Source organism: Pontibacter mucosus (assembly GCF_003054055.1).
GTDB classification, from domain to species: Bacteria; Bacteroidota; Bacteroidia; order Cytophagales; family Hymenobacteraceae; genus Pontibacter; species Pontibacter mucosus.
Genome location: NZ_QBKI01000003.1, coordinates 325,588 through 351,402 on the forward strand (window position 1 = coordinate 325,588; position 25,815 = coordinate 351,402).

General features: G+C 52.2%; 23 protein-coding genes. 17 read left to right on the forward strand and 6 right to left on the reverse strand.

Annotated elements, in window-relative coordinates:
• On the reverse strand, nucleotides 1-1,440 hold the full coding sequence (locus C8N40_RS07755; protein ID WP_108211213.1) for a PhoH family protein: 1,440 nt from the start codon (nucleotides 1,438-1,440) through the stop codon (nucleotides 1-3).
• Between the two features lie 268 nt (nucleotides 1,441-1,708).
• Here C8N40_RS07755 and C8N40_RS07760 point away from each other — a divergent pair, with 268 nt between their 5' ends.
• Entirely contained in the window at nucleotides 1,709-2,203 is a 495-nt protein-coding gene (locus C8N40_RS07760; protein WP_146173533.1) for a toxin-antitoxin system YwqK family antitoxin, read from the forward strand.
• 39 nt (nucleotides 2,204-2,242) lie between these two features.
• Here C8N40_RS07760 and C8N40_RS07765 read toward each other — a convergent pair whose 3' ends face one another.
• Complete coding sequence (locus C8N40_RS07765; protein ID WP_092098044.1) at nucleotides 2,243-2,866, reverse strand: AlbA family DNA-binding domain-containing protein; 624 nt, start codon at nucleotides 2,864-2,866, stop codon at nucleotides 2,243-2,245.
• A 167-nt stretch (nucleotides 2,867-3,033) separates the two neighbouring features.
• Nucleotides 3,034-3,405, reverse strand: a complete 372-nt coding sequence (locus C8N40_RS07770) for a DUF3127 domain-containing protein (RefSeq protein ID WP_092098046.1) — start codon at nucleotides 3,403-3,405, stop codon at nucleotides 3,034-3,036.
• 174 nt (nucleotides 3,406-3,579) lie between these two features.
• On the opposite strand from C8N40_RS07770, the gene C8N40_RS07775 reads away from it, so the two are divergent.
• Nucleotides 3,580-4,512: an isoaspartyl peptidase/L-asparaginase family protein gene (locus C8N40_RS07775; protein WP_108211215.1), complete on the forward strand. Its 933-nt coding sequence runs from the start codon at nucleotides 3,580-3,582 to the stop codon at nucleotides 4,510-4,512.
• Nucleotides 4,513-4,522: 10 nt separating this feature from the next.
• On the opposite strand, the gene C8N40_RS07780 is transcribed toward C8N40_RS07775, so the two are convergent.
• Both C8N40_RS07780 and C8N40_RS07785 read right to left on the reverse strand, forming a co-directional pair.
• Complete coding sequence (locus C8N40_RS07780; protein WP_108211216.1) at nucleotides 4,523-5,149, reverse strand: HAD family hydrolase; 627 nt, start codon at nucleotides 5,147-5,149, stop codon at nucleotides 4,523-4,525.
• Between the two features lie 84 nt (nucleotides 5,150-5,233).
• Nucleotides 5,234-6,133, reverse strand: coding sequence for a cyanophycinase (locus tag C8N40_RS07785; protein ID WP_108211217.1), 900 nt, complete (start codon nucleotides 6,131-6,133; stop codon nucleotides 5,234-5,236).
• A gap of 318 nt (nucleotides 6,134-6,451) precedes the next feature.
• Between C8N40_RS07785 and C8N40_RS07790 the strand changes: the two genes are divergently transcribed.
• On the forward strand, nucleotides 6,452-6,940 hold the full coding sequence (locus C8N40_RS07790) for a YciE/YciF ferroxidase family protein (RefSeq protein ID WP_108211218.1): 489 nt from the start codon (nucleotides 6,452-6,454) through the stop codon (nucleotides 6,938-6,940).
• A 151-nt stretch (nucleotides 6,941-7,091) separates the two neighbouring features.
• Here C8N40_RS07790 and C8N40_RS07795 read toward each other — a convergent pair whose 3' ends face one another.
• Entirely contained in the window at nucleotides 7,092-8,894 is a 1,803-nt protein-coding gene (locus C8N40_RS07795; protein WP_245905039.1) for a M1 family metallopeptidase, read from the reverse strand.
• A 420-nt stretch (nucleotides 8,895-9,314) separates the two neighbouring features.
• On the opposite strand from C8N40_RS07795, the gene C8N40_RS07800 reads away from it, so the two are divergent.
• The 14 genes from C8N40_RS07800 (at nucleotide 9,315) to C8N40_RS07865 (ending at nucleotide 25,736) form a co-directional block, all read left to right on the forward strand.
• The gene (locus C8N40_RS07800; protein ID WP_108211220.1) at nucleotides 9,315-11,054 is read left to right on the forward strand and encodes a L,D-transpeptidase family protein; all 1,740 of its coding nucleotides are present in this window, start codon (nucleotides 9,315-9,317) and stop codon (nucleotides 11,052-11,054) included.
• Between the two features lie 74 nt (nucleotides 11,055-11,128).
• A complete protein-coding gene (locus tag C8N40_RS07805) occupies nucleotides 11,129-11,635 on the forward strand; it encodes a plastocyanin/azurin family copper-binding protein (RefSeq protein WP_170114048.1) in 507 nt (168 codons plus the stop codon).
• 138 nt (nucleotides 11,636-11,773) lie between these two features.
• Nucleotides 11,774-12,445 carry a Crp/Fnr family transcriptional regulator gene (locus C8N40_RS07810; RefSeq protein WP_170114049.1) on the forward strand — a complete coding sequence of 224 codons (672 nt, stop codon included), beginning with the start codon at nucleotides 11,774-11,776 and terminating at the stop codon, nucleotides 12,443-12,445.
• Nucleotides 12,446-12,897: 452 nt separating this feature from the next.
• A complete protein-coding gene (locus C8N40_RS07815; protein WP_108211223.1) occupies nucleotides 12,898-15,306 on the forward strand; it encodes a heavy metal translocating P-type ATPase in 2,409 nt (802 codons plus the stop codon).
• A gap of 145 nt (nucleotides 15,307-15,451) precedes the next feature.
• Nucleotides 15,452-15,658, forward strand: a complete 207-nt coding sequence (ccoS, locus tag C8N40_RS07820) for a cbb3-type cytochrome oxidase assembly protein CcoS (protein ID WP_108211224.1) — start codon at nucleotides 15,452-15,454, stop codon at nucleotides 15,656-15,658.
• A gap of 442 nt (nucleotides 15,659-16,100) precedes the next feature.
• A complete protein-coding gene (gene ccoN, locus C8N40_RS07825; protein ID WP_108211225.1) occupies nucleotides 16,101-18,290 on the forward strand; it encodes a cytochrome-c oxidase, cbb3-type subunit I in 2,190 nt (729 codons plus the stop codon).
• 97 nt (nucleotides 18,291-18,387) lie between these two features.
• A complete protein-coding gene (locus tag C8N40_RS07830; protein ID WP_108211226.1) occupies nucleotides 18,388-18,582 on the forward strand; it encodes a hypothetical protein in 195 nt (64 codons plus the stop codon).
• On the forward strand, nucleotides 18,579-19,781 hold the full coding sequence (locus C8N40_RS07835; RefSeq protein WP_108211227.1) for a c-type cytochrome: 1,203 nt from the start codon (nucleotides 18,579-18,581) through the stop codon (nucleotides 19,779-19,781). Before C8N40_RS07830 ends, C8N40_RS07835 begins: the two co-directional genes overlap by 4 nt.
• Nucleotides 19,782-20,039: 258 nt before the next feature.
• Complete coding sequence (gene ccoG, locus C8N40_RS07840) at nucleotides 20,040-21,443, forward strand: cytochrome c oxidase accessory protein CcoG (protein WP_108211228.1); 1,404 nt, start codon at nucleotides 20,040-20,042, stop codon at nucleotides 21,441-21,443.
• A gap of 52 nt (nucleotides 21,444-21,495) precedes the next feature.
• Nucleotides 21,496-21,966 carry a FixH family protein gene (locus C8N40_RS07845; protein WP_108211229.1) on the forward strand — a complete coding sequence of 157 codons (471 nt, stop codon included), beginning with the start codon at nucleotides 21,496-21,498 and terminating at the stop codon, nucleotides 21,964-21,966.
• A 2-nt stretch (nucleotides 21,967-21,968) separates the two neighbouring features.
• A complete protein-coding gene (locus tag C8N40_RS07850; protein ID WP_108211230.1) occupies nucleotides 21,969-22,700 on the forward strand; it encodes a sulfite exporter TauE/SafE family protein in 732 nt (243 codons plus the stop codon).
• A gap of 108 nt (nucleotides 22,701-22,808) precedes the next feature.
• Nucleotides 22,809-23,705 (forward strand): universal stress protein, encoded by an 897-nt coding sequence (locus C8N40_RS07855; RefSeq protein WP_108211231.1) that lies wholly within the window; start codon nucleotides 22,809-22,811, stop codon nucleotides 23,703-23,705.
• Nucleotides 23,706-23,753: 48 nt separating this feature from the next.
• Entirely contained in the window at nucleotides 23,754-24,119 is a 366-nt protein-coding gene (locus C8N40_RS07860; RefSeq protein ID WP_108211232.1) for a cyclic nucleotide-binding domain-containing protein, read from the forward strand.
• A 204-nt stretch (nucleotides 24,120-24,323) separates the two neighbouring features.
• Entirely contained in the window at nucleotides 24,324-25,736 is a 1,413-nt protein-coding gene (locus tag C8N40_RS07865; protein WP_108211233.1) for a TIGR00341 family protein, read from the forward strand.
• The last annotated feature ends 79 nt before the right edge of the window (nucleotides 25,737-25,815 follow it).

A 25,815-nucleotide genomic window follows, 5' to 3' on the forward strand; every position in this document is an offset into this window, starting at 1 on the left:
CTACAGCAATTCATTTGCCAGATTTGCCAGCTCGGAACGCTCGCCTTTTAAAAGGGTGATGTGGGCGTAGAGCGGGTGGTTGCGGGCACGGTCGATGAGGTAGGAGAGGCCGTTGCTCTGCGAGTCGAGGTAAGGCGTGTCGATTTGATAAATATCCCCGGTGAAGATGATTTTGGTGTTTTCACCAGCTCGGGAGATGATCGTTTTCACCTCGTGCGGCGTGAGGTTCTGGGCCTCATCCACGATAAAGATGATGTTGGAAAGGCTGCGGCCCCGGATATAAGCCAGCGGTGTGATCACCAGTTTTTCCAGCTCCACCATCTCGCGCAGGCGCTGGTATTCCTTACTGGTTTCGGGGTACTGGTTCTGGATATACTTCAGGTTGTCCCAGAGCGGCTCCATGTAGGGGTTCAGCTTAGATTTGATGTCGCCGGGCAGGTAACCGATGTCCTTGTTGCTGAGCGGCACCACCGGCCGGGCCAGGTAAATTTGCTTGTACTCGCGGCGTTGCTCCAGTGCGCTGGCCAGTGCCAGCAGGGTCTTGCCCGTACCGGCCACACCCTGTACACTCACCAGTTTTATCTGCGGGTGGGTGAGGGCATGTAGCGCGAAAGCCTGCTCGGCGTTGCGTGGCTTCACACCGTACGCGGTAATCTTATCCACCCGCTCCAGGCGCTTCTCGGTTCTGTTGTAGAAGCCCAGCACCGAGTTCTTGAAGCTCTTCAGCACAAAGTAGTGGTTGTCTTCAGGCTCTTGCTGCAGCACCTTGTCCATGTCGCAGAAGCCATGCTCGTAGAGCTCGTTTACTGCCTCTGCAGAGATATCCTCCAGGGTGTCGCTGCCGGTATAAAGGCCTGCCACATCCTGGATTTTGCCAGTCTCATAATCCTCTGAAATGATGTTCAGGGCGCGGGCTTTCAGGCGCAGGTTGATGTCCTTGGTAACCAGCACCACTTTTTTGTCCGGCGTTTGCTGCTGCAGGCCAAGCGCTGAGTTGAGGATGTGGTGGTCGTTTTTGTCGCCGAAGGTATGGATGGCATCCACGCCGGAGACGGTGTTGTTCATGAGCACCTTAAAGTTGCCTTTGTTGCGGCCGTTCAGCGGAATCCAGTTCTGCAGTTTGTGCTCGGCCGAGAGCTTGTCGATGAAGCGGATAAACTCCCTGGCCTCAAAGTTCTTGATGTCGTTTCCTTTTTTGAAGTTGTCCAGTTCCTCCAGCACTGTGATGGGTATGGCCACGTCGTGTTCTTTAAAGTTCTGCACGGCGCTGTGGTCGTAAAGTATGACGGAGGTGTCCAGGACGAAGATTTTTTTGTCGTCTGTCTCTGCTGCTTTGGTTTTAGAGGTGCTTGCTTTTGTACGGGTTTTGCTGCCTTGGTTTTTTGGGGTGCTATTAGATTCAACGGCAGCGGCACTGGTTTCGGTTGTTGCTTTGGGCATAAGCGTGTGGTTAGGGTGAAACCTGATTTTAAGTATGTCTGCGAGGCGCTGCCGGTGGGCAGCTATATAGTTGTTTACGATTTATTCGCCTGCCCGGCCGAACTTCCGGAGCTCAGGAGAGGAGATTTTTATAGTTGCTCCTCCTATGCCAATCTATAGACTTGTTATCTAACGCTTTATACTTTCAGTTGAAGTATAACTAAATATTTAGTTACACGTAAAAATTTTTATACTTTAGCCGGCAATCATATCTCAAAACCTCAGGCTCATGGCACATCTTCGGGTTTCTATACTTTGCTTAGGCATGCTGTTGCTGTTCCTGCCAATAGGAGCAGCAGGTCAGGAAAAGGAGCTGCCCAGGCAAGGGGCGTTGAAGGAGAGGCTCGCCTTCTGGAAAAACAACCGCTTTGATAAGGAGGGGCGCTACCACGGGCGCTGGAAAGTATACTTAGGAGATGACAAAAAGCTGATACGGAACGGCCGTTTCCGGCATGGGGTAGAGGTGGGAAAGTGGAAATACTATTACCCGAGCGGCACGCTGTACATGCTCGAGAAGTACAACCGCCGCGACAACAGCATTCAGGTTAGCAAGTACTATGAAAACGGAAGCCTTGCCCGCACCGGGACAGCCCGCATCATCCGCAGCACGTTTAAAGACCATTATTTCTGGTTTGGGGAATGGCAGGTGTACGACGAGCAAGGTGCTTTCTCCCACACCGAAACCTATAAAGAGGGCAACCTGGTGAGCAGCACTAAAAAGTAGAAGTATAGCTAAACAAGTATAAGGATACGGAAATCAGCTTTAAACCAGCGTGTAGTAATCCTCTTTCTCCTTATCGTGGAGCAGCAGGTAGCCGTGGATCACCAGCTTCACCAGGGTACGGTAAGCACGCCGCTCTGACAGGTTGGCCAGCTTCATGAACTGGCGAAGCGTAACGCGCTGGTGCAGGCGCAGGTACTCCAGCACAGCCTCTTCGTGACGGTTGAGTGGCAGGGGCTCAAACTGCTCAGGCTCCTGTTGCAGCACCTTGTCAACCATTTTGCTTGTCTGCACACTGGTATCCTTTACCCGCACGTAGCCGCGCCAGTCGTCCTCTTTTAGCTTGGCAAAGTGCGGTTTGTGGGCGCTCTCCGGAATCGTCACTTTCAGCACCACTTTGCCGCTATCCTGCTCCATCTCCTCATACAGCAACTGTACCGGCGGGTCGCAGTAGAAGTCGGCGGCCAGTTGCAGCGTGTGCTTCTCCTCTTCCGGGTCCACGCCGGTTACGTAACCGTTATCCTTCACACCCACCAGTATAACGCCACCGCGCGTGTTGGCAAAGGAAACCATGGTCCGGGCAATTTTCTCTGGCTTCGTCACGCGTTGCTTAAAGTCTACGCTGTCGTTTTCGCCTTCCCAGATCAGGCGTTGCAGTTCGTCCATAGTTGTAGGAGGGATTTAGATAATAAACTTAAAAGAAAAGCTATTGTTGCAGGGAAAACGGGCGATTCTTTGGTGTGGAAGTATAGTCTGAAGTGTGTATAATTCGATATAAACAAAAAGCGAGCCGAAAAGGCTCGCTTTCAATGTTATACGAATAATGGTTTGCCTTAGAAAGGCAGGTCGTTGTCTGCGTCGCTGCTGTAGAAGGACGGAGCGTCCTGCTGTGGGGCACCCATGCCGGCACCACCGTCAAAACCGTTAGACGCTGGCTCCATTCTCCAGGCCTGCAGGTTGGTAAAGTACATGGTCTGTCCGTTTTTAGTGAAGGGCTTTCCGGTCAGGTTAAAGGTAACTTTCACCTCGTCGCCGTTCTTATAGGAGTCCAGCAGGCTGCACTTGTCCTGCGTGAGTTGGAACTTCACATACTGCGTGTAAGAGCCATCCGGAATCTCCAGAACAAACTCGCGCTTTCTGAACTTGTCGCTGATCTGTTGCTCTTCAAAGACTTCGTACAGCTTACCTTGGATATCAAAAGACATAGTAATTAGGTTATTTTGTGTGTTGTCAATACAGACAAAGATAACTAAAATCCTGCTTATTTAGGTCCATTTCCCGGCATCAAATGTATAAAAAAGTAAACCCGTAAACGCTGCCCGAACGGGTGAGGCTAAAAAGGCGTACAGGGTAGCAAACAAAGTATAAACTGACAAACCATGCATAAAACAGCGATTGCCATACATGGCGGGGCGGGCACCATCACCCAGGCAAACTTATCTCCCGAGCAGGACAAGGCGTACCGTGCCGCCCTGAAAAAAGCGGTGGAGGCGGGACACCAGGTGCTGGAGCGTGGCGGCTCGGCGCTGGATGCGGTGGAACTGGCCGTGGTGCACCTGGAGGACTCGCCTTTGTTTAACGCCGGGCGCGGGTCCGTTTTTACCAAGGAGGGCAAGCACGAGATGGACGCTGCCATTATGTGCGGCAAAACTTTGGAGGCAGGTGCACTGGCCGGCGTGAGAAGTATAAAAAACCCGGTGAAATTGGCCCGTGCCATTATGGAGCATTCCGACCACGTGATACTGAGCGGCTACGGAGCAGAGGAGTTTGCGCTCTCCTACGGGTTGGAGTTCGCCCCCGAGGCCTACTTCTTCGACAAGTATAGGTATGAGCAGTGGAGCGAGGTGCGCGATTCGGATATTTTCATGCTGGACCACACCGCGCAGCGGGATGAGAAATTTGGGACAGTAGGGGCCGTGGCGGTGGATCAAGAGGGCAATGTGGCCTCGGCAACCTCTACGGGTGGCATGACCAACAAGCGCTACAACCGCATCGGCGATACGCCTATTATCGGGTCGGGAACCTACGCCAACAACCAAACCTGCGCCATTTCCTGCACCGGCCACGGGGAGTTTTTCATCCGGGCGGTGGTGGCCTACGACGTGTCCTGCTTGATGGAGTATAAAGGTTATACCTTGCAAAAAGCCTGCGAGGAAGTTGTGCTGAAAAAGCTGGTGAAATTCGGGGGAGAGGGAGGCCTGATCGCGGTAACCCCATCCGCAGAGGTGGCCCTGGTGTTTAACTCCGAAGGCATGTACCGCGCCAGCAAGAGCACCGGCGAAGAGACGCTGGTGGCCATTTACAAAGAGTAGATTTTATACTTTATTTATTGGCTAACAGCTCCCCAAGCTCACTGAAGTGGGAGATGGCATGGGTGGCGTGCGTGGAGTGGTTGCCGTTTTTGCTATAGAGTACGGTAGTCAGGCCCAGTTCCTTTCCTGCCTTTATTTCCGACTCCGGATCGTCGCCCACCACCCATACTTCCGAGGTATCTAAGGTATAACGCTCCAGTATACTTTCAAAGACATCCTTCTTGGTCTGCTTCGTTTTGCTGGGGTCCACGATATGGATTTCGGCAAAGTCCTTTTCCAGACCGAGTTGGTCTACTTTGCTTTGCTGCATTTTGGTGTAGCCGGTGGTTACCAGAAACTTCTGATGCGGCAGCTCGCGCAGGTGGGCGTAATCCTCAAAGGGAGGAAATTCCTTCTCATAAGCCAGGTTCTGCAGAATGCTGTCGCCCTCTTCCTTTAATTCCTTGCTGAACTTATATTTCGCCGCCACTTTCTGGAAAGGGATGCGCATCATGTCCTGCTTAATGTCCTCCAGTTCTCCTTCATAGTCCGAGCTTTGTTGCAGTACATCGAAAACAGGCTTGAATAACTCCTCGCCGATAGACGGCACAGGGTAAATGGTATTGTCCAGGTCCAGGATAAGGGCTTTAACGCTCATAGTACATACTTTCTGGTAAATAGTTTGTTGCTCTCCCTAAATCCCAAGGGGCGGGATATGTTTTTAGCTTCCCGAATAGCGGTCTTATACTTTATGGTTAACTTCCTGCAGGCGGGTTTCCCAGTACGCTTCCTTGCTTTTATAAAAGGTGCGGGCGTTGATGTCATACAGGTTGCCCTTGGCCAGTACGTGCATCACCATGTGGTCGATGGCGACCGGACGACCTTCCTCCACCTCCTGTATGTTGGTGTACCTCACCTCGTGCCCATCGGCAATGACCACCAGGTTTGAGCCAATCGTTTCAATCTTGTGGCCCTCGGTTATCAGTACGCCTGTGTCTTCGCCCAAGCCAATGCCGATGGTTTTAGGGTGTGTTACCACAGCCTCCATCAAACGACCGAAACGGCCCCGGATAACGAAATGGGTGTCGATGATCACGCCGTCGATAAGGCTGAGGCCATGGCCCATTTTCACTGCCCCGCGCAGCAGCGATTCTGTCGCACTGCCGCCCTTTATCATGTGTTTTGACATGGCCATGGCCCCGGCGCTGGTGCCGGCATACACAAAATCCTCGTTCTGGTAGCGGTCTTTCAGGGTGTCCAGCAGTTCGGTGCCCAGGAACATGCGCGTGATGCGCGACTGGTCGCCGCCGCTGAACATGATGCCGTCGCAGTCGCGGACGCGGCGCAGGTACTCCGGCTTCAGGGCATCGTCCTCGTGGCGGATGTGCATCAGGTGCACGTTTTCCACGCCCAGAATGCCAAATGCGCTGGTGTAGCGCTCGCCCACTTCCTCCGGAATCATGGAGGCGGTGGTAACTACTTCTATATGAGGTTTCTTTGCCGGAATCTCTTTCAGAAAACGCTTCAATATGCCCAGCTCAAAAAAGTCGAGGTAGTACTTCTTCTTTGATTTAGGGTTTGGGTAAGAACCTTTATCCTCGTTACCGCCAATCGCAATCAGTTTTCCTTTTGGTTTCTCCACGGGTGTCGTTTTCTCTGTTTTAATTCTTGCCTACAAAGCTGTGGCGCGCAGGGCGAGCACACACTATGATTACAGTATTCCGCCAAAATCGTTTCATTCCGGGCAAAAGTATGGGCAGAGGGGCAGGGCTAACGGGAGAAAGAGCAAAGGTTTATAAAGTCCATATATATGATTAATCATATTAAAAGGTATGTTACTGAGAAAATAAATGTGTTGGCGAATAAAAAGTGATATTGGTAAACCCACCCGACATGAGCCCGTATAGTAGGTCTAAACAAGCAAAAAGCTTATTTAACAAACGCGTAACCTTTCCAAGCTATGAAACTAAACAATTTACAGGATCTCCTGATCCACGAACTCAGAGACATCTACAACGCCGAGCAGCAAATCACCAAAGCGCTGCCTAAGATGATCAAGGCGACATCCTCTACGCAGTTAAAGAGTGCCTTTGAGGAGCACTTGATGGTTACGGAAAAGCAAATAGAGCGTCTCGATAAAGTGTTTGAGATAATAGGAGAGAAGTCCACCGGAGAGAAGTGCAAGGCCATGGAAGGAATCATTCGGGAGGCCGAAACGATGTTGAGCGAGCGGGCCGATAGCAGTGTAATGGATGCCGCCCTGATTGCCTCCGCCCAGCGCGTGGAGCACTACGAGATTGCCGCCTACGGTACAGTTTGTACCTATGCCAAGCAACTGGGTATGAACGATGTGCTGGACCTGCTGCACAAAACGCTGGAGGAAGAGAAAATGACCGATGAGAAGCTTACCATGATTGCAGAGAAATCTGTGAACCTGAAAGCGCAGTAAAGAACCAAAGATACGTAGGAAGGCTCTGTACCTTCACCTGGCTCCACCAAGCAGGTCAGAAGGTTACAGAGCTTTCCGTTTTCAGAAACAAGTATAAAAAAGGGGCTGCCATACGTTGGCAGCCCCTTTTTAGTGTTATGGTACTTGGAAATTATTTAAGCATGTCGTCCAGCGAGACGGTGGCTACAGCGTGGTAGTTCGGACGGGCCTTGGCATAAATGGCCAGGGCTTTTTTCTTGCCTTCCGGCGTGGCAGCCAGCGCCTTATAAATCGGCACCAGGAACTTGCGTCTGCCCACATTCGTCAGGAACGTTTCCAGCGCTTTGTCGGCGGTCGTGTACTTGTTGTTGATGGCGTGGATGAACCAGGCAGCCAGCACCTCGGAGTTGCCGGAGTTGGTGAAGTTAAAGGCCTTGTCCAGGTCAGCCATCTGCTGTTGGCTCATGCCGGCAGGCAGCATGCGGATAAAGTGCAACCACTCGTGGCTCGACCAGTCCTTGGTGTTCAGCTGCGCGGCGGGCGTGCCGCTCTGCCAGCTTCGGAAGGCGTCCTCTACCTTGGCAAAACGTGTGCTGGTAGGCGCCTCAAATCCTTCCGGTAAGCCCGGAGAGAAAATCCAGCCCTCAACATTAATCTGCTTGGCCAGCTGCTCATCACCTTTTATCAACTCGGTGCGCAGGAAGTTCAGGAACTTGTCGGTGTCGGTGCTCTGGAAAGCAAACGTATTGAAGTAGCTGTTCAGGAACGCGTCGAATTTCTCGCGTCCTACTGCTTTCTCTATGTTCTGCAGGAAGAAATTCCCTTTCTCATACGCGATGTCGGTCAATCCTTCGTCCGGGTCGCGGCCTTCCAGGTCCAACTTCAGGCGGGTGTCCTCGCTGTTTGCGCCCAGATCGTTGATGGTGTTTTGCAGGTCCTGGTAGCCCAGCACGTTGAGCATGTCGGCGTAGTCCTTGCCGTATACTTCCTCCATGATGCGGCGCTCAAAGTATACGGTAAAGCCCTCGTTGAGCCAGAAGTCATCCCAGGTGGCGTTGGTAACCAGGTTGCCGCTCCAGCTATGCGCCAGCTCATGCGCAATGAGGCTTGTCAGGGAACGGTCTTTGGCCAGCACCGTAGGTGTCACAAAGGTTAGGCGCGGGTTCTCCATCCCCCCGAACGGGAACGAAGGCGGCAGCACCAACAGGTCGTAGCGGTCCCATCTATACTTGCCGTAGAGCTTCTCGGCGGCTTCCAGCATCTTGTCCATCTCGGCAAACTCGTGGGTAGCGGCTTTAATGGTGGCAGGCTCCGCGTAAATACCTGTCTGCGGCCCGATTTTCTCAAACACCAAATCACCCACCGAAAGCGCCATCAGGTAAGAGGGGATCGGCTGCTTCATCTCAAAAGTATAAACGCCTTCCGCATTCTTTTCCACCGGGTTCTCGGCGCTCATCACGGCCAGCAACTCTTTTGGCACTTTCACCTTGGCACTGTACGTAATGCGTACACCGGGGCTGTCCTGGATCGGAATCCAGGTGCGGGCAAGTATGGCCTGCGACTGCGTGAACAGGAACGGGTGCTTTTTACCGGCTGTCTGCTGCGGGTTGAGCCACTGCAGGGCGGCTGCATCCGGGGAGGTTTTATACTTGATGGTTACCTTCCTGGTGTCCGGCTTAATGGTCACCGTTAAGGGGCGGCCCAGGTACTGCTGCTCCTCACCCAGTTCAAAGGCAGTTTCCTCCTGATTATCGCCCAGGTATACTTTCTCAACCTGCAGGCCCCGCGTGTCAAACACAATTTTGTCGGTGCCGGTCTTGTTTTCGATTAGGTAGGAGGCGGTGCCGCTCAGCACCTTTTCGTTAAAATTAACGTCGATGTCCAGGTCCAGGTGGGTGGCCACGGCCTCAGCCGGTTTGGCGAAGCTGTGAACGTCGTTCGGCGTTTGCTGCGTAGCATTCTGCGCTGCGGTCATAGTCTCAGTTTCGTTAGTGGTGCTGGAGGAACAGGAGGCAAATTGCAAGCTTCCCGCCAGGCCAAGCCCTAGTAAACAACGGTGGTAGTATTTCATGGGTTTTGTTGCGGTAATTTTTGGGTAAGATAGCTAATCCGCGCGAATACTTAAAACAAGGACTGGCGCCGGTGATGGGGCAGGAGGCACTGCAAAGTATAAATCCGCAGCCGGCAAGGGTCCTAACATTGCATCCTGAAAGTATAAAGTATAGCCTGCCGAAGACCGGAAAACATTTTGCCGGATTTTGAAGTACTAAAAGCTAAAATGCATCTGTAACCTTACTCAGCAACTTTAGCATTGCACTAAAATTATATTCTTTCGAAAGTATAAGCTACCCTGGCGGTTGCCGCAATAAAGTATGGCTGAGCAAAAATAATTAAAATGAGCCCTTATACAAGATATACCTTCCTGGCGGCACTAACCCTGCTGCTGTTCGGCTTTATGGCCGGATGTAACCAGAAAGACTCTGGGGATAAAAAGTCTGGCGGGATAGCCGACCTGTTTAAGAAAGACGAGCTGCCGCAGGCCACCACCGACAGCCTCTTTGTAAAAAGCTACCTGGCCAAGCGGCCTGAGTTTAAAGAGCACGAGGAGCTGATGTATCAGTTCTACAGCGACCGCAACTACAAGCTGGCCTGGTTTAAGGAGAACGAGCTGGTGCCGCAAGTGGATAAATTCCTGGGCGTGATAGACTCCTCCTACGCCGAGGGCCTGGACCCAAAGCGCTACAAGCTGGTGAACTTCAACGAGCTGTTTAAAAAGTATGAGGCGCTGGATGCCAAAGACTCCACCCGCCTGCAGCTGCAGCAGGAAATTGACGTGGCCCTCACGGCCTCCTACTTTAACTACGCCTCTGATTTTTACCGTGGCCGCGTAGACCCCACCTCGGACAACAGCGTGAACTGGGAAGTAAAGAAAAACAAAATAAAGCTGCACAAGGCTTTGCAAACCATCCTGGAGGAGCGCGAGAGCACGTACCCTTACTATGAGTTTGAGGCGCTACATGCCGGCTATATCCGGTTGCGCGATGTTCTGCAGGAGTACCGTGCGCTGCAGCAGAAAGGCGGCTGGCCTAAGGTGGAGCTTGGCGGCAAAAAATCCCTGCAGAAAGGTGATAGCGCACAAGCTGTCGCGGTGCTGCGTAAGCGGCTAAACCCAGGTCAGGCCATAGACCCGAGCGACAAACGCTACTGGCACTTTGATGAGAAGCTGGAGACGCAGGTAAAGAAATTCCAGCAGCTGCACGGCCTGAAGGAGGACGGCGTAGTTGGCGGCGGCACGCTGGCCACCATGAACGTGCCCATCGACAGCCGCATCGAGCAGATCATGATCAACATGGAGCGCTGGCGCTGGATTCCGAAACGGATGGTGCCGAAGAACCTGGACCAGAAGTATATCTGGGTAAACATCCCGGAGTATAAACTCTATATCTACGAGGATCCTGACAATGACCCGGAGGCGGAGCGGGATTACAAGGAAGTGCTGAGCATGCGCGTGGTAGTGGGCAAAACCATGAACGCGACGCCGATCTTCAGCGAGAAGATGGAATATGTGGTGCTGGCGCCGTACTGGAACGTGCCCAACAGCATCGTGGAGCGCGAGATAAAGCCTAAGATGCTCAACAATCCCGACTGGCTCGACACGCAGAACATGGAGATCGTAACCAAGGAGCGCAACCCCAAACCAGTCTCACCTTACGACATCGACTGGGAGAGCGTGAACGAGAAGAACTTTCAGTACATGGTGCGCCAGAAGCCGGGCCCTAAGAACTCGCTCGGAAGTATGAAATTCCTGTTCCCCAACGAGCACGCCATTTACCTGCACGACACCCCGGCCAACGCCCTCTTCAGCCAGACAGAGCGTAACTTCAGCCACGGCTGCGTGCGCCTGGAAAAGCCTATGCAACTAGCCAAGTATGTATTGCGGGACATGCCGGAGTGGGATGAGCAAAGTATAGAGGATACTATTAATGCGGGCGAGGAGAAATGGATCACGCTGCCTAAGAAGATACAGGTATACCTGGTATACTTTACCAGCTGGGTAGACGCCGAGGGCAACGTGCATTTCAGGGAGGATCTTTACGGCCACGACAAGGCCCTGAAGAAAGAATACTTTGGATAAGAAACGGGGTAGCCCGTAAGCAGCCCACAGCTTTTAAGTTTATGAAGAAGTTATTGTTAAGCATCCTACCCTTAATGATGATACTTTGGAGTTGCGGCCCGCAGGAGCAGGAAGGTGAATCCGAGGTATTCTCTACCCTGAAAGATACCGCAACCGCCTCCAGCGCCCCGTTGGTAGAGGAGAAGGACACCACCAAACAGGAGGTACAGGAACTGGAACTACATGCCCTCGGCAACACGCTGGAGGAAATAAAGTATGGACAGGATACGCTTCGCGTGAAAACCGGCGCGCTGGTAAAGCTAACCTTCGTGAATGAGGGCATCGACATGCCCATGGTGCACAATGTGGTGTTTACCGCCCCGGGCAAGTATAAACAGGTGGCTTTGGCTGGGGCAAGTATAGGGGCCTCAGGAAACTACGTGCCTGAAAGTGAGGCCGTGATTGCCGCCACTCCGATAGCCCTGCCCGGGCAAACGGTGGAACTGGAGTTTACGGCCCCCACCACGCCCGGTTATTACGATTTCGTGTGTACCTACCCCGGGCATTGGAGCAAAATGCATGGCGTGCTGGAGGTAAAGTAGTATAAACGAGGGCCATCGAACGGAATCTTTAGAAAGCATGTTACCGGGAGTAGAATTTATGGCAGTATTTTGCCTAATTTTGCACCCAACATACTTTACCCCCACATGAAGTTCACACCACCGGATTGCCAACAATGTTTGAGCAGAAAGAACTCGCTTCTGGGCTGTTGCCACGGGCAGGAACTCGAGGACTTATCTGCCAGCAAGTCGAGCTGCCTGTATAAGAAAGGGCAGGTTATCTTTAGCGAAGGCTCCAAGCCTACGGGCCTGCACTGCGTGCATTCCGGCAAGGTAAAGGTGTGCAAGCTGGGCAGCGACGGCAAGGAGCAGATCATACGGCTGGCAAAGCCGGGCGACGTGGTCGGTTACCGCGCCCTGATGGCCGACTCCAACTATTCAGCGTCTGCAGTGGCCCTGGATGATGCCGTGGTGTGCTTTGTACCGAAGTCGCAGTTCATGGACCTCATTCATGAGAACATGGATTTCTCGAACGGCCTGATGAAGCTGCTCTCCAAAGCCCTTGGCGAAGCCGAGGAACGCATGACGCAGATGGCCTACAAGCCGGTGCGCGAGCGTTTGGCCGAGGCGCTGCTGCTGCTCCAGAAGACCTACCAGCAAGGGGAGGGGCAGGACAATTTCACCATCTCCATCTCCCGCGAGGATCTGGCGGCCATTGTCGGCACTGCCAAGGAGACGACTATCCGGCTCCTGTCAGAGTTTAAGGAGGAGCAAATCATCACGACAAAGGGCAGCAGCATCACCATCCTCAACCCGGATAAGCTTTACAGCATCTGCCACCTCTACGATTAAAAGCATAGCCAGGCTGGCATTATGAAGTATACACAAAGCAAAAGGCCGACTGCAGAACAGTCGGCCTTTTTGCGTTCGCATGGTCTATACGATACGCCAACACCATGTATACTTAACTAACTAAACACTAAACTAATCTTTTCTAAGTTGGCTTTGCGCCAAAGCTGTGTCAGAAGTACGGTACACCTCAACAGTTCACTCTCGACCTCTTTCACAGCTTTGGACTTGTAAGCAGCTCTTTGTCTCACCTTAAACCACTGCAGCAAAGCACTTATCTGTAGCTAACCCGGCGCTCGCTTCTCGGGCCGTTATCGTTAACCTTACTGTGACAAAAGTCCGCGTTTTTTAGAGCCTGTGCACTGACAAGGATCAACTTCGAAGCTGATTATTATCATCATTTGCGCGGGGGGCGGCCTCTACCTTTGCAGAAACCATAAAAACCGACAATTGAGATGGAAGCCGCACTCCAAACCAATGTTCAGACCTGTTACCATTGCGGGTACTCCTGCGTGGAAGAGACGATTGTAGCGCATGATAAAACGTTTTGCTGCGATGGCTGCAAGACCGTTTATGAGCTTTTAGAAGAGAACAACCTTTGCAATTACTATAACCTGGAAGAGAACCCGGGGATTACCGGTAAAAAGCCGGTGGCAGAAGCCCGTTTTGCCTATCTGGATGATGCCGGCGTAGAAGCCCAACTGATTAACTTTAAGAGCGACAACATTGCCAAGATCACGTTTTACATTCCGCAGATGCACTGCAGTTCGTGTATCTGGCTGCTGGAAAATCTGTTTAAGCTCAACCCCGGCATCTCGGAGACAACCGTAAACTTCCTGCGAAAAGAAGTGTCGCTGACCTATTTCCCGCAGAAGACGACGCTCCGTGAGGTGGTGACCCTGCTGGCGCGCATCGGGTATGAACCGGAAATAACGCTGGCCAATACCGATGGCAAGAAAACCAGCAAACCAAGCCGAACCATTATCTATAAGTTAGGCATCGCGGGTTTCGCCTTTGGCAATGTCATGCTGCTGGCCTTCCCCGACTACGTGGACTTTACACAAGGGCTGCAGCGCACGTTTGGTTCTTTCTTTGGTTACCTGAGCATTCTCTTGTCGATACCGGTGTTTTTCTACAGTGCCCGGGGCTTTTTCACGTCGGCCTGGGAAGGAATTAAACAGCGCATGGTCAACATCGATTTGCCTATCTCCACTGGTTTGCTGGCACTCTTCTTTGTCTCCATCTTTGACATCGTTACAGGGCGTGGCCCAGGCTACCTCGACTCGTTTACCGGCCTGGTGTTTTTCATGCTGATTGGTAAATACTTCCAGCAGCGCACCTTCGACAGTTTGTCCTTCGACCGGGATTATACTTCCTACTTCCCGGTTTCGATTACAGTACTGAAGGAGGATGGCGAAGAGTCCTCTACAGCGGTACGAAACCTGAAGGTAGGCGACCGTATCCGTATTCGGAACCAGGAGCTTATACCAGCCGATGCCATGCTGCTGCGCGGCGGCGCCATGATAGACTATAGCTTTGTGTCTGGTGAGTCGGAGCCTGTGGAGAAGGTGGTGGGCGAAGTGATTTATGCCGGTGGCCGCCAGATAGGGGAGAGCATCGAGCTGGAAGTTGTGAAAGAGGTATCGCAGGGATACCTGACCCAACTCTGGAACGATACGGTCTTCTCTAAAGACGAAAAGCAGAACCTGCATACTTATTCCAACATAGCGGGCAAGTGGTTTATCATCGTGACCATGATGGTAGCGGCCGGCGCGCTTATTTACTGGGTGCCCCGCGATATGGACATGGCCATGCGCGCTTTCACCTCGGTACTCATCATTGCCTGTCCGTGTGCACTGTCGCTGGCAACACCGTTTGTGCACGGGCACACCATGCGGGTGTTTGGCCGCAACAAATTCTACCTCAAAAACACGGGGGTGGTAGAGCGCCTGGCCAAGATAGACACCGTTGTATTCGACAAGACGGGTACCCTGACCGAGCCGAGTGAAGCTGCGTTAACCTATACAGGGAAAGCACTTTCGCAGGAACAGGAGCAAGCTATACTTTCAGTGCTGCGCCACTCCACACACCCGCTCAGCCAGCGTATCAGTCAGCACTTAAAGGGTACCTCATCTCCCGTAACCAATTTCCAGGAGTATACCGGCAAAGGCCTGGCAGGTGAAGTAAACGGCTTGTTGGTACGGGCGGGCTCTGCAGCATACTTAGGCGTGCCTGCAGAGAAGCAAAAGGACACCCTCAAAACTACGGTCTATGTTTCTATCGACGGTGTGGTGTTGGGTTACTTTACCTTTTACAACGTGTACCGCGAAGGGGTGAAGCAAGTGTTGCAGGAACTGGGCGATAAAAAGATAGCTGTGTTGTCTGGGGATAACGATCATGAGGAAGCCCGCCTGAGAGAGCTGCTCGGTAAGGAGGCTGAGCTAAGCTTCAACCAATCTCCGGTGCAGAAACTGGAATACATTCAGCAACTGAAAGCCCAGGAGAACCGCCAGGTACTGATGGTGGGGGATGGCCTGAACGACGCCGGCGCCCTGAAGCAAAGCGACGCAGGCATTGCCCTGAGCAACAGCGTCACCAACTTCTCGCCATCCTGCGATGCCATCCTCGATGCCAGTGCTTTCGATAGGCTGGGGACTTTTCTCAACTTCTCTAAAACGACCATGACCCTCATCCTGTTGACCTTTGCCGTTTCGCTGGTCTACAACGTGATCGGGTTAACCATGGCAGTGATGGGTCTTTTCACACCTATCGTGTCTGCTATTCTGATGCCAATAAGTACGCTCAGCGTGATGACCTTCGCCACGCTCTCGGTGAAATATGCCGCCAGAAAGGCTGGGTTGTAATGACTAATGATTAGTAAATAATGAGTAGTGACTATTCCAAAGATTGTCCTTCATCACTCTCAACTCTCAACTCTTAACTCTTAACTCTTAACTCTTAACTCTTAACTCTCAACTCTTAACTCTTAACTCTTAACTCTCAACTAGCATGTACATCATATTCTTAATGATAGCTATAAGTGTAACGGTAGCCGCCTGTTTCCTAGGCGCTTTTCTCTGGGCAGTTCGTTCCGGGCAGTACGACGATGACTACACCCCCGCTGTGCGCATGCTCTTCGAGAATGACACGGCGCAGCAGGATACCGCCAGGCAACAGAAAAAAGGGGACAAACTTTATCCTGAGGCTAAAACCTGACAATCCTATACTTTATAAATCATACGTTCCGCCTGCTGTTTTCCTCAGCCCCAGGCTGGCCAGGTGGATTGTATCCTATATAAAAGCATTATGCAGGGGTAGCCGTCAACCTTTGATACTGCTTACTTTAGGGTACGGCATCATAGGTGTAAATCCTGCTATAAACTGAGAGCATGTCACTTACCTGTAACGAGTTCCACCCTTCTTCTAAAGTATAGAATTAGGTTAAGTTGTGTTGGGTACGGCAAAGGCAACTGATATCAATCACCTGCTAAAGTGACTTACGTCATCTTTTAAAAAGGCAAACCTGCCCAATTTTGAATCCTGAAAAAACACAGTATTCCAAATACCGACTTTCCTTTCAGACCGGGTACTGTGACTTTATAGAGTACAAATAATTAACTAGGACACAAACAATTAAACAAATCGGAGGACACCGCACATGTCAACTAATGCAGCTGAAGTCTTGGAGAATGCGCCCGACCGGGTAGTGCCGAAAGGCACGGACCGGGGCGTGACCGACACGTTCTTTTATGACAATAAGATCGTTCGGGATTTTGGTATAGCCACCGTGTTCTGGGGCGTAGCCGGTATGCTGATAGGCGTCATTATCGCCTTCCAGCTGGCTAACCCGGATATGAACATGGGTACACAGTATACCACCTTTGGTCGGGTTAGGCCGCTGCACACCAACGCAGTTATTTTCGCATTTGTGGGCAACGCCATTTTTATGGGTGTCTACTACTCGCTGCAGCGCCTTTGTAAGGCCCGCATGTATTCAGACCTTCTCAGCAAAATTCACTTCTGGGGCTGGCAGCTGATTATTGTGGCCGCAGTTATCACGCTTCCGCTGGGCATGACCTCCTCCAAAGAGTATGCTGAGTTGGAGTGGCCTATAGATATTGCTATTACCCTGATTTGGGTGGTGTTTGGCTGGAACATGTTCGGTACTATTTCCAAGCGCCGCGAAAAGCACATGTACGTAGCCATCTGGTTCTACATTGCCACCTTCTTAACGGTAGCCGTACTGCACATTGTAAACTCCTACGCCCTGCCAGTTGATTTCTTCAAGAGCTATTCTGGCTACGCTGGTGTGCAGGATGCGCTGGTGCAGTGGTGGTATGGCCACAACGCGGTGGCATTCTTCCTGACCACGCCGTTCCTGGGCCTGATGTACTACTTCCTGCCTAAAGCGGCCAACCGCCCGGTATACTCTTACCGCCTGTCCATCATTCACTTCTGGTCCCTGATCTTTATTTACATCTGGGCCGGCCCGCACCACCTGCTTTATACTTCCCTGCCTGACTGGGCACAGTCGCTGGGTGTGGTATTCTCCGTGATGCTGATTGCTCCGAGCTGGGGTGGTATGATTAACGGCCTTTTGACACTGCGCGGCGCCTGGGATAAGGTGCGCGAGGAGCCGGTGCTTAAGTTCATGGTGGTGGCTATCACCGCCTACGGTATGGCTACTTTCGAGGGCCCGATGCTGTCGCTGAAGAACGTAAACGCCATTGCCCACTTTACCGACTGGATCGTAGCACACGTGCACGTGGGTGCCCTGGGCTGGAACGGCTTCCTGACCTTTGCCATACTTTACTGGCTGTTCCCACGCATCTACAAAACCGAGCTATACTCTAAGAAGCTGGCCAACACCCACTTCTGGCTCGGCACACTGGGTATCCTGTTCTACGCCATTCCGATGTACTGGGCCGGATTTACACAAGGCCTGATGTGGAAACAATTCACAGCTGAAGGTACGCTGCAGTATTCTAACTTCCTGGAGACCGTGCTGCAGATTGTGCCGATGTACTACCTGCGTGGTATCGGTGGTATCCTGTACCTGGGTGGTGTGTTCCTGATGGTGTACAACCTGTACAAGACAGCCAAGTCCGGCAGCCTGGTAGCCAACGAAAAAACCGAGGCCCCTGTAATTGTGCTGTCTACTTCCAAGAACGCCGGTCACTGGCACGCCTGGATTGAGAAGCGCCCAACACAAATGGCTATCTGGGCAACCATTGCCATCCTGATTGGCGGTCTGGTAGAGTTCATCCCTGCCTTCGTGATTAAATCCAACGTGCCGACAATCGAGAGCGTGAAGCCTTATACTTCGCTGGAGCTGCAAGGGCGCGACCTGTACATAAAAGAGGGTTGCGTGAACTGCCACACCCAGATGGTACGTCCATTCAGATCCGAGACCGAGCGATACGGAGAGTATTCGAAAGCAGGCGAGTTCGTGTATGACCACAACTTCCTGTGGGGTTCCAAGCGAACCGGTCCGGACCTTCACCGCGTAGGTGGCAAGTATCCGCACAGCTGGCACTACCACCACATGATGGACCCAACCTCTATGTCGCCAGGCTCTATTATGCCAGCTTACCCCTGGTTGTTTGAGCAGGACATCGACCTGAGCTCAACCGAGGCCAAACTGAAGACCCTGAAAAAGCTGGGCGTACCTTACGAGGATGAGTACATCGCCAACGCCAACAAGGAGTTGATGGCACAAGCCACCGGGATTACGGAGCAACTGGCAAAAGAAGGCATCGAGGTGAAACCAGAGGCTGAGATTGTGGCCCTGATAGCTTACCTGCAGCGCCTGGGTACGGACATTAAGGTGAAAGAAGTAACGGAGTAGTTAAAAGCGACACTCGTATTGCGTATCACGACACACGACAAAAAATCGTGATACTTGATTCGAGATACGTGATACGGGTGTCACAAATTCTAAAGAAATGTATAAGAACGTTTTGCAAGCCATAGAAGGCATCGAAATATACCCGCTTATCTCGTTTGTCATCTTCTTCCTGTTCTTTCTGGGCCTGATTCTCTATGTCATCCTGATGGACAAGAAGTATGTGCAAACTATGAGCAGCCTTGCCTGCACCGACGAAAACGAAGACACTACCACTGAATACGCAAGACAATGATCGCTGTAAAGAAAGTACTTGGTAAAGGCAGTCTGGGCCTGGCGGCCGGGCTGCTGCTGATGGGGGCGTCAAACGCCCAGGCACAGGACGCCGTGGCAGGAAAGGCCGTGTTTGATGCGAACTGCGCCGTGTGCCACAGCATTGACGCAGACGTGGTTGGTCCGGCGCTGAAGGACGTGCACGAGCGCAGGGGCGATGAGTGGTTGGCCAAGTTCATCTCCAACTCGCAGGAGATGGTACAAACCGGCGACAAAGACGCAGTAGCGGTGTTTGAGAAGTTCAACAAGGTGCCGATGCCTGCCTTCAACACCTCGCTTTCAGAGGGAGATATCAGCAACGTAATAGCATATATAAAAGAGGCTAGCGCTGCGCCAGTTGCTGCAGCTGTTGAAGAGCCAGCTGCAGAGGCCGCTCCTCCTGCTGTAGCCGCTGAACCGGCCGAGGTAGCCTTCCTGGACCTGCCTCCGGTGCTGCTGTTCACCTTCGCGCTGTCCGCTGCCATTATCGTACTGATGGTGCTGGTGGTCGTGCTGTTGTTCCGCCTCTTCATTCCAATGCTGGGCGACTCCATCTACGATGAGGACTTCCGCAGCTCCTTTGCTGGCCGGGTGCTGTTCCTGCTGCGCGGCGATGCGACAGTAGTGACGGGTAAAGCCAAGGACCACATCCACTCAGACCACGACTTCGACGGCATTCAGGAGTACGACAACGACCTGCCACCATGGTGGAAAGCCCTTTTCTATGTCACCATCGTGTTTGCGGTGGGCTACATGCTGCATTACCACGTGTTTAAGACAGGCGCACTGCAAACCGAAGAGTATGAAATGGAAATGCAACAGGCGGCATTGCTTGCCGCCAAAAATGCCGAAGACCCTAATGCTGAAACCAACTACGAGGTACTGACGGATGCCGCCGCCCTGGAGTCTGGCAAGAGCATCTACACGGCGAACTGTGCTGCCTGCCACGGCGCAGAGGGCCAGGGTACGGTAGGGCCAAACCTGACAGATGAGTACTGGTTGCACGGTGGCGATGTAAACGACATCTTCAAGACAGTGAAGTTTGGTGTGCCGTCCAAAGGCATGGTGCCATGGCAGGGCAAGCTCACCAAAGACCAGATGCTGGAAGTATCCAGCTACATCCTGAGCCTGCAGGGAACCAACCCGGCAAACGCCAAAGAGCCGCAGGGCGAAAAGATGTAGTTATTGCATACCCTAAAGTATAAGTATGGCAGGCCTTTCCCCGGAAAGCGCCTGCCATACTTTTTTATACTTACCTACTGACGATAATCACCTGTGTTCATGACAAAGGTCATCTTTTACCAGTGCCGGAATATGGAATTTTGTAGCAGTAATTTTGAAGTGCGGAGGATGGTTTTCCGCTGTTATTCACGCATTCAAAATTCAGTCATTCAAAATTAAAAACAGGCAGGAATAATATCCGCACAAATTACCACTGCCATGGCAACTAAAGCAAAACCTACCGATGAGTTTCGGGACCACATCTCTACTGTGGATGACCAGGGTAAACGCATTTGGGTGTACCCTAAAAAGCCGAAAGGCAAACTATACAACTACCGCAAGTATGTAAGCTACCTGCTGCTGGCACTGCTGTTTGCAGGGCCTTTTATCAAGATAAACGGGCTGCCGCTGCTCATGCTCAACGTGGTGGAGCGTAAGTTCGTGATATTCGGGGTGTTGTTCTGGCCGCAGGATTTCTTCATTCTGGTGCTGGCTTTCCTCACGCTCGTTGTCTTTATCATACTTTTCACGGTGGTGTACGGCCGCGTGTTCTGCGGCTGGGTCTGCCCCCAGACCATCTTCATGGAAATGATTTTCCGCCGTATTGAGTATGCCATCGAAGGAGACTATACCAAGCAGCGCGCGCTGGACAAAATGCCTTGGAACACGGAAAAGATTCTGAAGAAAGGCTCCAAAATCGGGGTTTTTCTGCTGATATCCTTCCTTATCTCCAACCTGTTTCTGGCCTATATCATTGGCATAGACGAACTGAAGAAGGTGATACTGGATGGGCCGCTGGAGCATAAGGCCGGGTTTGGAGCCCTGCTGCTCTTTACCGGGGTGTTCTTCTGGGTGTTTGCCTGGTTCCGGGAGCAGGTATGTACCATTGTTTGCCCTTACGGCCGCCTGCAGGGGGTGATGCAGGACAAGAAAACCGTGGTAGTGGCCTACGACTATACCCGTGGCGAACCGCGCGGCAAGCTGCGCAAAAACCAGGAGCGCACCGAGGGCGACTGCATCGACTGTAACCAATGCGTGCAGGTTTGCCCTACGGGCATCGATATCCGTAACGGGGCGCAGCAACTCGAGTGCATTAACTGCACAGCCTGCATCGACGCCTGTAACGACATTATGCGCATGATCGACAAGCCGGAAGGACTGATACGCTACGAGTCGGAGGAGGCGCTGGAGACCGGTAAGAAATGGACTTTCTTTACAAACCGCGTGATGGGCTATACGGCTGTGCTGGCTATACTTCTCACAGCGCTTACCACATTGCTGCTCACCCGCGACGAGGCCGAGGCAACCATCCTTCGCACGCCGGGGCAGCTGTACCAGAAAGCGGAGAACGGCCAGATAAAGAACCTCTACAACATCTCCGTAATCAACAAAACAAACCACGAGATGCCGCTCACCCTGAAGCTGCTGGACAAGGAGGGCACCATTAAGGTGGTGGGCAACACGCTTATACTTCCGGCACAGGGCATTGTGGAAGGCGTGTTCTTTGCCGAAATAGCCCAAAAGGAGCTGAAGGGCATGAACTCAGAGATAGAGATTGGGGTGTATAATGGCGAGGAGCTGATTACCTCTACCGATACCAAGTTTTTGGGGCCGGCCAACTAAAGAAGTATAAAACCCTCTTAGAGGGATACAGAAAGTATAAATAAACATCGAGATGAAAACCGCACAAAAAAATAAAAGCTTCACCCTATGGCCCTACATGATTGTGGTGTGCATGGTGAGCTTTATGGGCTATATAGCGCACTTCGTGTACCAGGCCATGAACCAGGATGTAGACCTGGTGAGCAAAGATTACTACGCGCAGGAAATAAAGTATCAAGACCAGATTGAGCGCGTACGGCGCACGCAGGCTTTGGGTGATGTGATGCTCACCTACAAAGCCGGGGACGAGACTATACTTTTGCAGATGCCGTCTACGTACCAGGGCATGGACTTGAGCGGTAGCATTACGCTGTTTCGCCCATCGGATGACAAGCTGGACAAGCAACTACCGCTGCAGCTGGGGCGCGACCACAGCCAGCTGTTGGAGGTAGCCGACCTGGAGAGCGGCCTCTGGAAGGTGCGCGTGAGCTTCAGCGCCAACAACGAGGATTATTACACCGAGAAAACGATACAAATCAAGTAGCCATGGTCTGGGCTGGTTTTCTCTTCGGACTTTTAGGCAGTTTCCATTGCGTCGGGATGTGCGGCCCGATAGCCATGGCCTTACCATTTGGCAGGAGCAGCGGCTGGCGCTATTATGCTGGCCGGCTCCTGTACAATGGGGGGCGCTTGGTTACCTACGCTTTGTTAGGCGCGCTGGCAGGTGCCTTTGGGCAATCGCTACAACTGGCAGGGCTACAGCAGGTAGTCTCCATCATTTCTGGATTGCTCATACTTTTCTTTCTGGTTGCCCCGGCCGCCTTTAAGGGTAGGGCAGGGGCCCTGCTGGGCACCGACAAAGCCGTGGTCTGGGTGCGTCGCAAGCTGGGCTACTTCTTCGGCCGCGACAACCTGGGCGCGCTCTTTATGGTAGGGTCGCTGAACGGATTGCTGCCATGCGGCTTTGTGTATATAGCCCTGGCCGGTGCTATCAGTGCGCCGGGCATACCGGGTGCCATGCTCTACATGGCCTTGTTTGGCCTGGGTACTTTCCCGCTCATGTTTCTCGTCTCGCTCTCGGGTAAGTTTATCAGCCTGAAGCTGCGAGGCACCTTTAACAGAATTGTGCCTTACGTGGGCATGGCGCTGGCTATACTTTTTATAGTGCGTGGTTTAGGGCTGGGCATCCCGTACATAAGCCCTAAGGTAGTGCAGACATCAGCGCACACAACCGAAATGAGCTGCTGCACCAAACCGGGCACGACCGCACAAAAATGACAAAAGTCACCTTTGCGGCTGACATTGCTCAGCACCTGAAATATTAAGTTGGCGTAATTTTACCACAGGTAATTCATCCTGGGCTTAAAAGAGAACACGTCAAGAACTATGAAGCAACTACTGGTACCTGTACAGTTTGATGATGCGAGCGGGAAGCTGGTTTCGTATGCGGGGTCGCTGGCCAAGGCAATCGGGGCTGAGCTTGTACTGCTCCACAACACCGGCACCACTACGCTGACCTTTACGCAGCAGAGCCGCGCGATACAGGCACTACGCGCGTTTGCCGATCACCACTTAAACAGGCACGCTCATTCATGTTATAACCAATTTGAATGTCTGGTAAAGCCTGGGATGCTGCACGAAAGTATAAAAAGCGTGGTGCAGGATTATGCAGTGGATATGGTACTGATGCACGCCCTGCCGGTAGCGGAGCATAAGCAGGCAGACAATGACCACGCTGCCGCCATCATGCACCTGGTGGATGTGCCGGTGATGGTACTGCCTGAAGGAAAAGATTATCAAAAACTGAAGCACCTGGTTTTCGCAACCGATTTCACGGACCGTGACCCGAAGGTACTGCAGCGCATCCTGGCATTTGCCACGCAGGCCAAAACAAAACTCACGCTGGTACAGGTGTATACACTGGCAGATAAACCGCAGCTCAGTATCATGAACCAAGCCATGCGGGAAGTGGAGGCGCTGCTCAACAGCAAGAAGGTAAGCGTAAGGCTGCTGGAGGAAGAGGACGTGCTGGAAGGCATCAGCGACTTCGCAGAACGGGAAAGGGCCGATATGCTGCTAATGGCCACGCAGGACAATTACCTGATGCAGCGTCTATTTAGCAACACCTACCTGAAAACCAGGGCGTACCATACACAGATTCCATTGCTCACCTTTAGGCAGGTAAAGCGCAAACCCTGCTCCGGATGCTGCGCCAACTGCAAAAGCAAAACCAAGCAAGAGGTAATTCCGGGTTTAGTGACGCTGGACAATTTTAAAATATAAATGTAAGTGGCTGTCTGCAAGTAGTTGTGTGTCTTCGCTTATAAGGAAATGCTGAAGAAAGCGATTGAAGAAGGAAAGCTACAGGTACAACAGCGCTGCTTTAGAGCAGGTGCCTGCCTGTACAGGGTGGGCCAGCCGACGGAGCGTTTTTACCTGCTGCTGCAGGGAGCAGCGACGCTAAGTCTACCAAACCTGCCGCACGACACGCTTGTAGCGCAGGGAAACTTACTGGGAATTCAGGATCTGCTGAAAGAGCAGCACAGCCACACGGCTATACTTGCTGAAGACGCCCAACTTGTCGTAATACCGAAGCAGGAGCTGTTGAGAGCCATCCAAGCCATGGCACCCTTGCGGCTGTACCTGATGAGGCTCATGAGCAAACAGCAACACCTGAGCCCCCTGGCATATGAATAATTAATGGCGATTGATTATACCCTGAAGCGGCCGCATCAGCTTGTCTGGTGTGGCTGCTTCTTTTTTACGCCGGCAAATAGACAAAGACTTCAACATCTGCTTCTTATGGCAGAGCTGCAACGTCGTTTTCTGTACAATTGAGCCAACTTAAACTAGGTGCCCTGGCTATTTTTTTTATTTTTGTAGCTCCTACACCACCCAAGTATGCTGCTACAATCCCTTAAAAGACTGCTGAACAACGTGCTGAACATCCAGCACGAAACCGACGAAGAAGGAACAATACGTGAGATAAACGATAAAATTCCAATCCGGGGCAATAACACCTGGATGCTGATCTGCTCGGCTGTGCTTGCTTCCATCGGGCTCGATACCGGCTCAGGCGCTGTGATAATCGGAGCCATGCTTGTCTCCCCGCTTATGTCGCCTATACTGGGTGTAGGGTTGGCGGTAGGCATCAACGACCGGGAAATGCTCATCGACTCGGTAAAGAACCTGGCCCTGGCCGCTGCCGCAGGGCTGGTGGTTAGCTTTTTATACTTTAGTGTCACGCCGCTTGGGGAGCCCACCAATGAGCTGCTGGCCCGCACCACCCCCACTTTGTTAGACGTAGGCGTAGCGTTTTTCGGGGGCGTGGCCGGTATTGTTTCCATTTCCCGCTCCGACAAGTCAAACGCCATTCCGGGGGTAGCCATTGCCACAGCGTTGATGCCCCCGCTCTGTACGGCAGGCTTCGGACTGGCCGTAGGGCGCTACGATTACTTTTTCGGTGGCTTCTACCTGTTCTTCATCAACGCCGTCTTTATCAGCCTGGCCACCTACATGATTGTCAAGTACCTGCATTTCCATACCAAGGCATATGTAGACGCAGCCAAGCAAAAGCGTGTGGCACAGGCCATGGCCGTGGTTTTAATTATTGTGGTGTTGCCAAGCGTATACTTCCTGTATAACATTTACACCGAAATCAAGACAAAAAAGCAGATTGAGCAGCTGGTTATAAACGATTTCACCAAGCGCAACAACGAGATCATCAAGTGGGAGATGCAGACGGAAGACTCGTTAAAGTATGTGAAGATTTACAGCTTAGGCAAGCAGGTGGATGAAAAGTTGGTAAAGCAGTATGACGCGGTACTTGCCGAAAATGACCTCAGAGATTACCGGGTGAAACTCGTTCAACTGGATATATCGCCGGAAGAGGTCCAGAAAATAGCCTATGACGTGACCAACAACGTGACACAGGATTTCCTGAAAGCCCTTGAACTGCAGAAACTGCAGGAGCAACGCGCAGACAGTATACGCAGGCAGCAGCAGCTGGACTTGCACCTTGCCGCCGACCGCGAGCTAAAGCAGCTTTTCCCGGAGATCCAAAATGTGCAGCTAGGGGACATGATCAGCACGACAAACCCAGTAAAGCCTGATACCGTTGCGCTGGTAATGATAGACTGGAGACAGCAGGAGCCATCCGGGCCAGAGAATGCCGGGCAAGGTAAAAAGGCTGCTCTAAGACCGCCAAAACCGAAGCTGCAGCTCCACCAGATTCAGGAGTATGAAGGCCGCATCAGGGGCTACCTAAGCCAGCGATTGCAGCGCGACTCCGTGCATGTTATCTCCACTATGTAGTTTGACAATAAGATTTTATGATTTGTAGTTTAACTTATACTTTAAGCAAGTATAGGTGTCTGTGTAGCTTTGCCGCTAG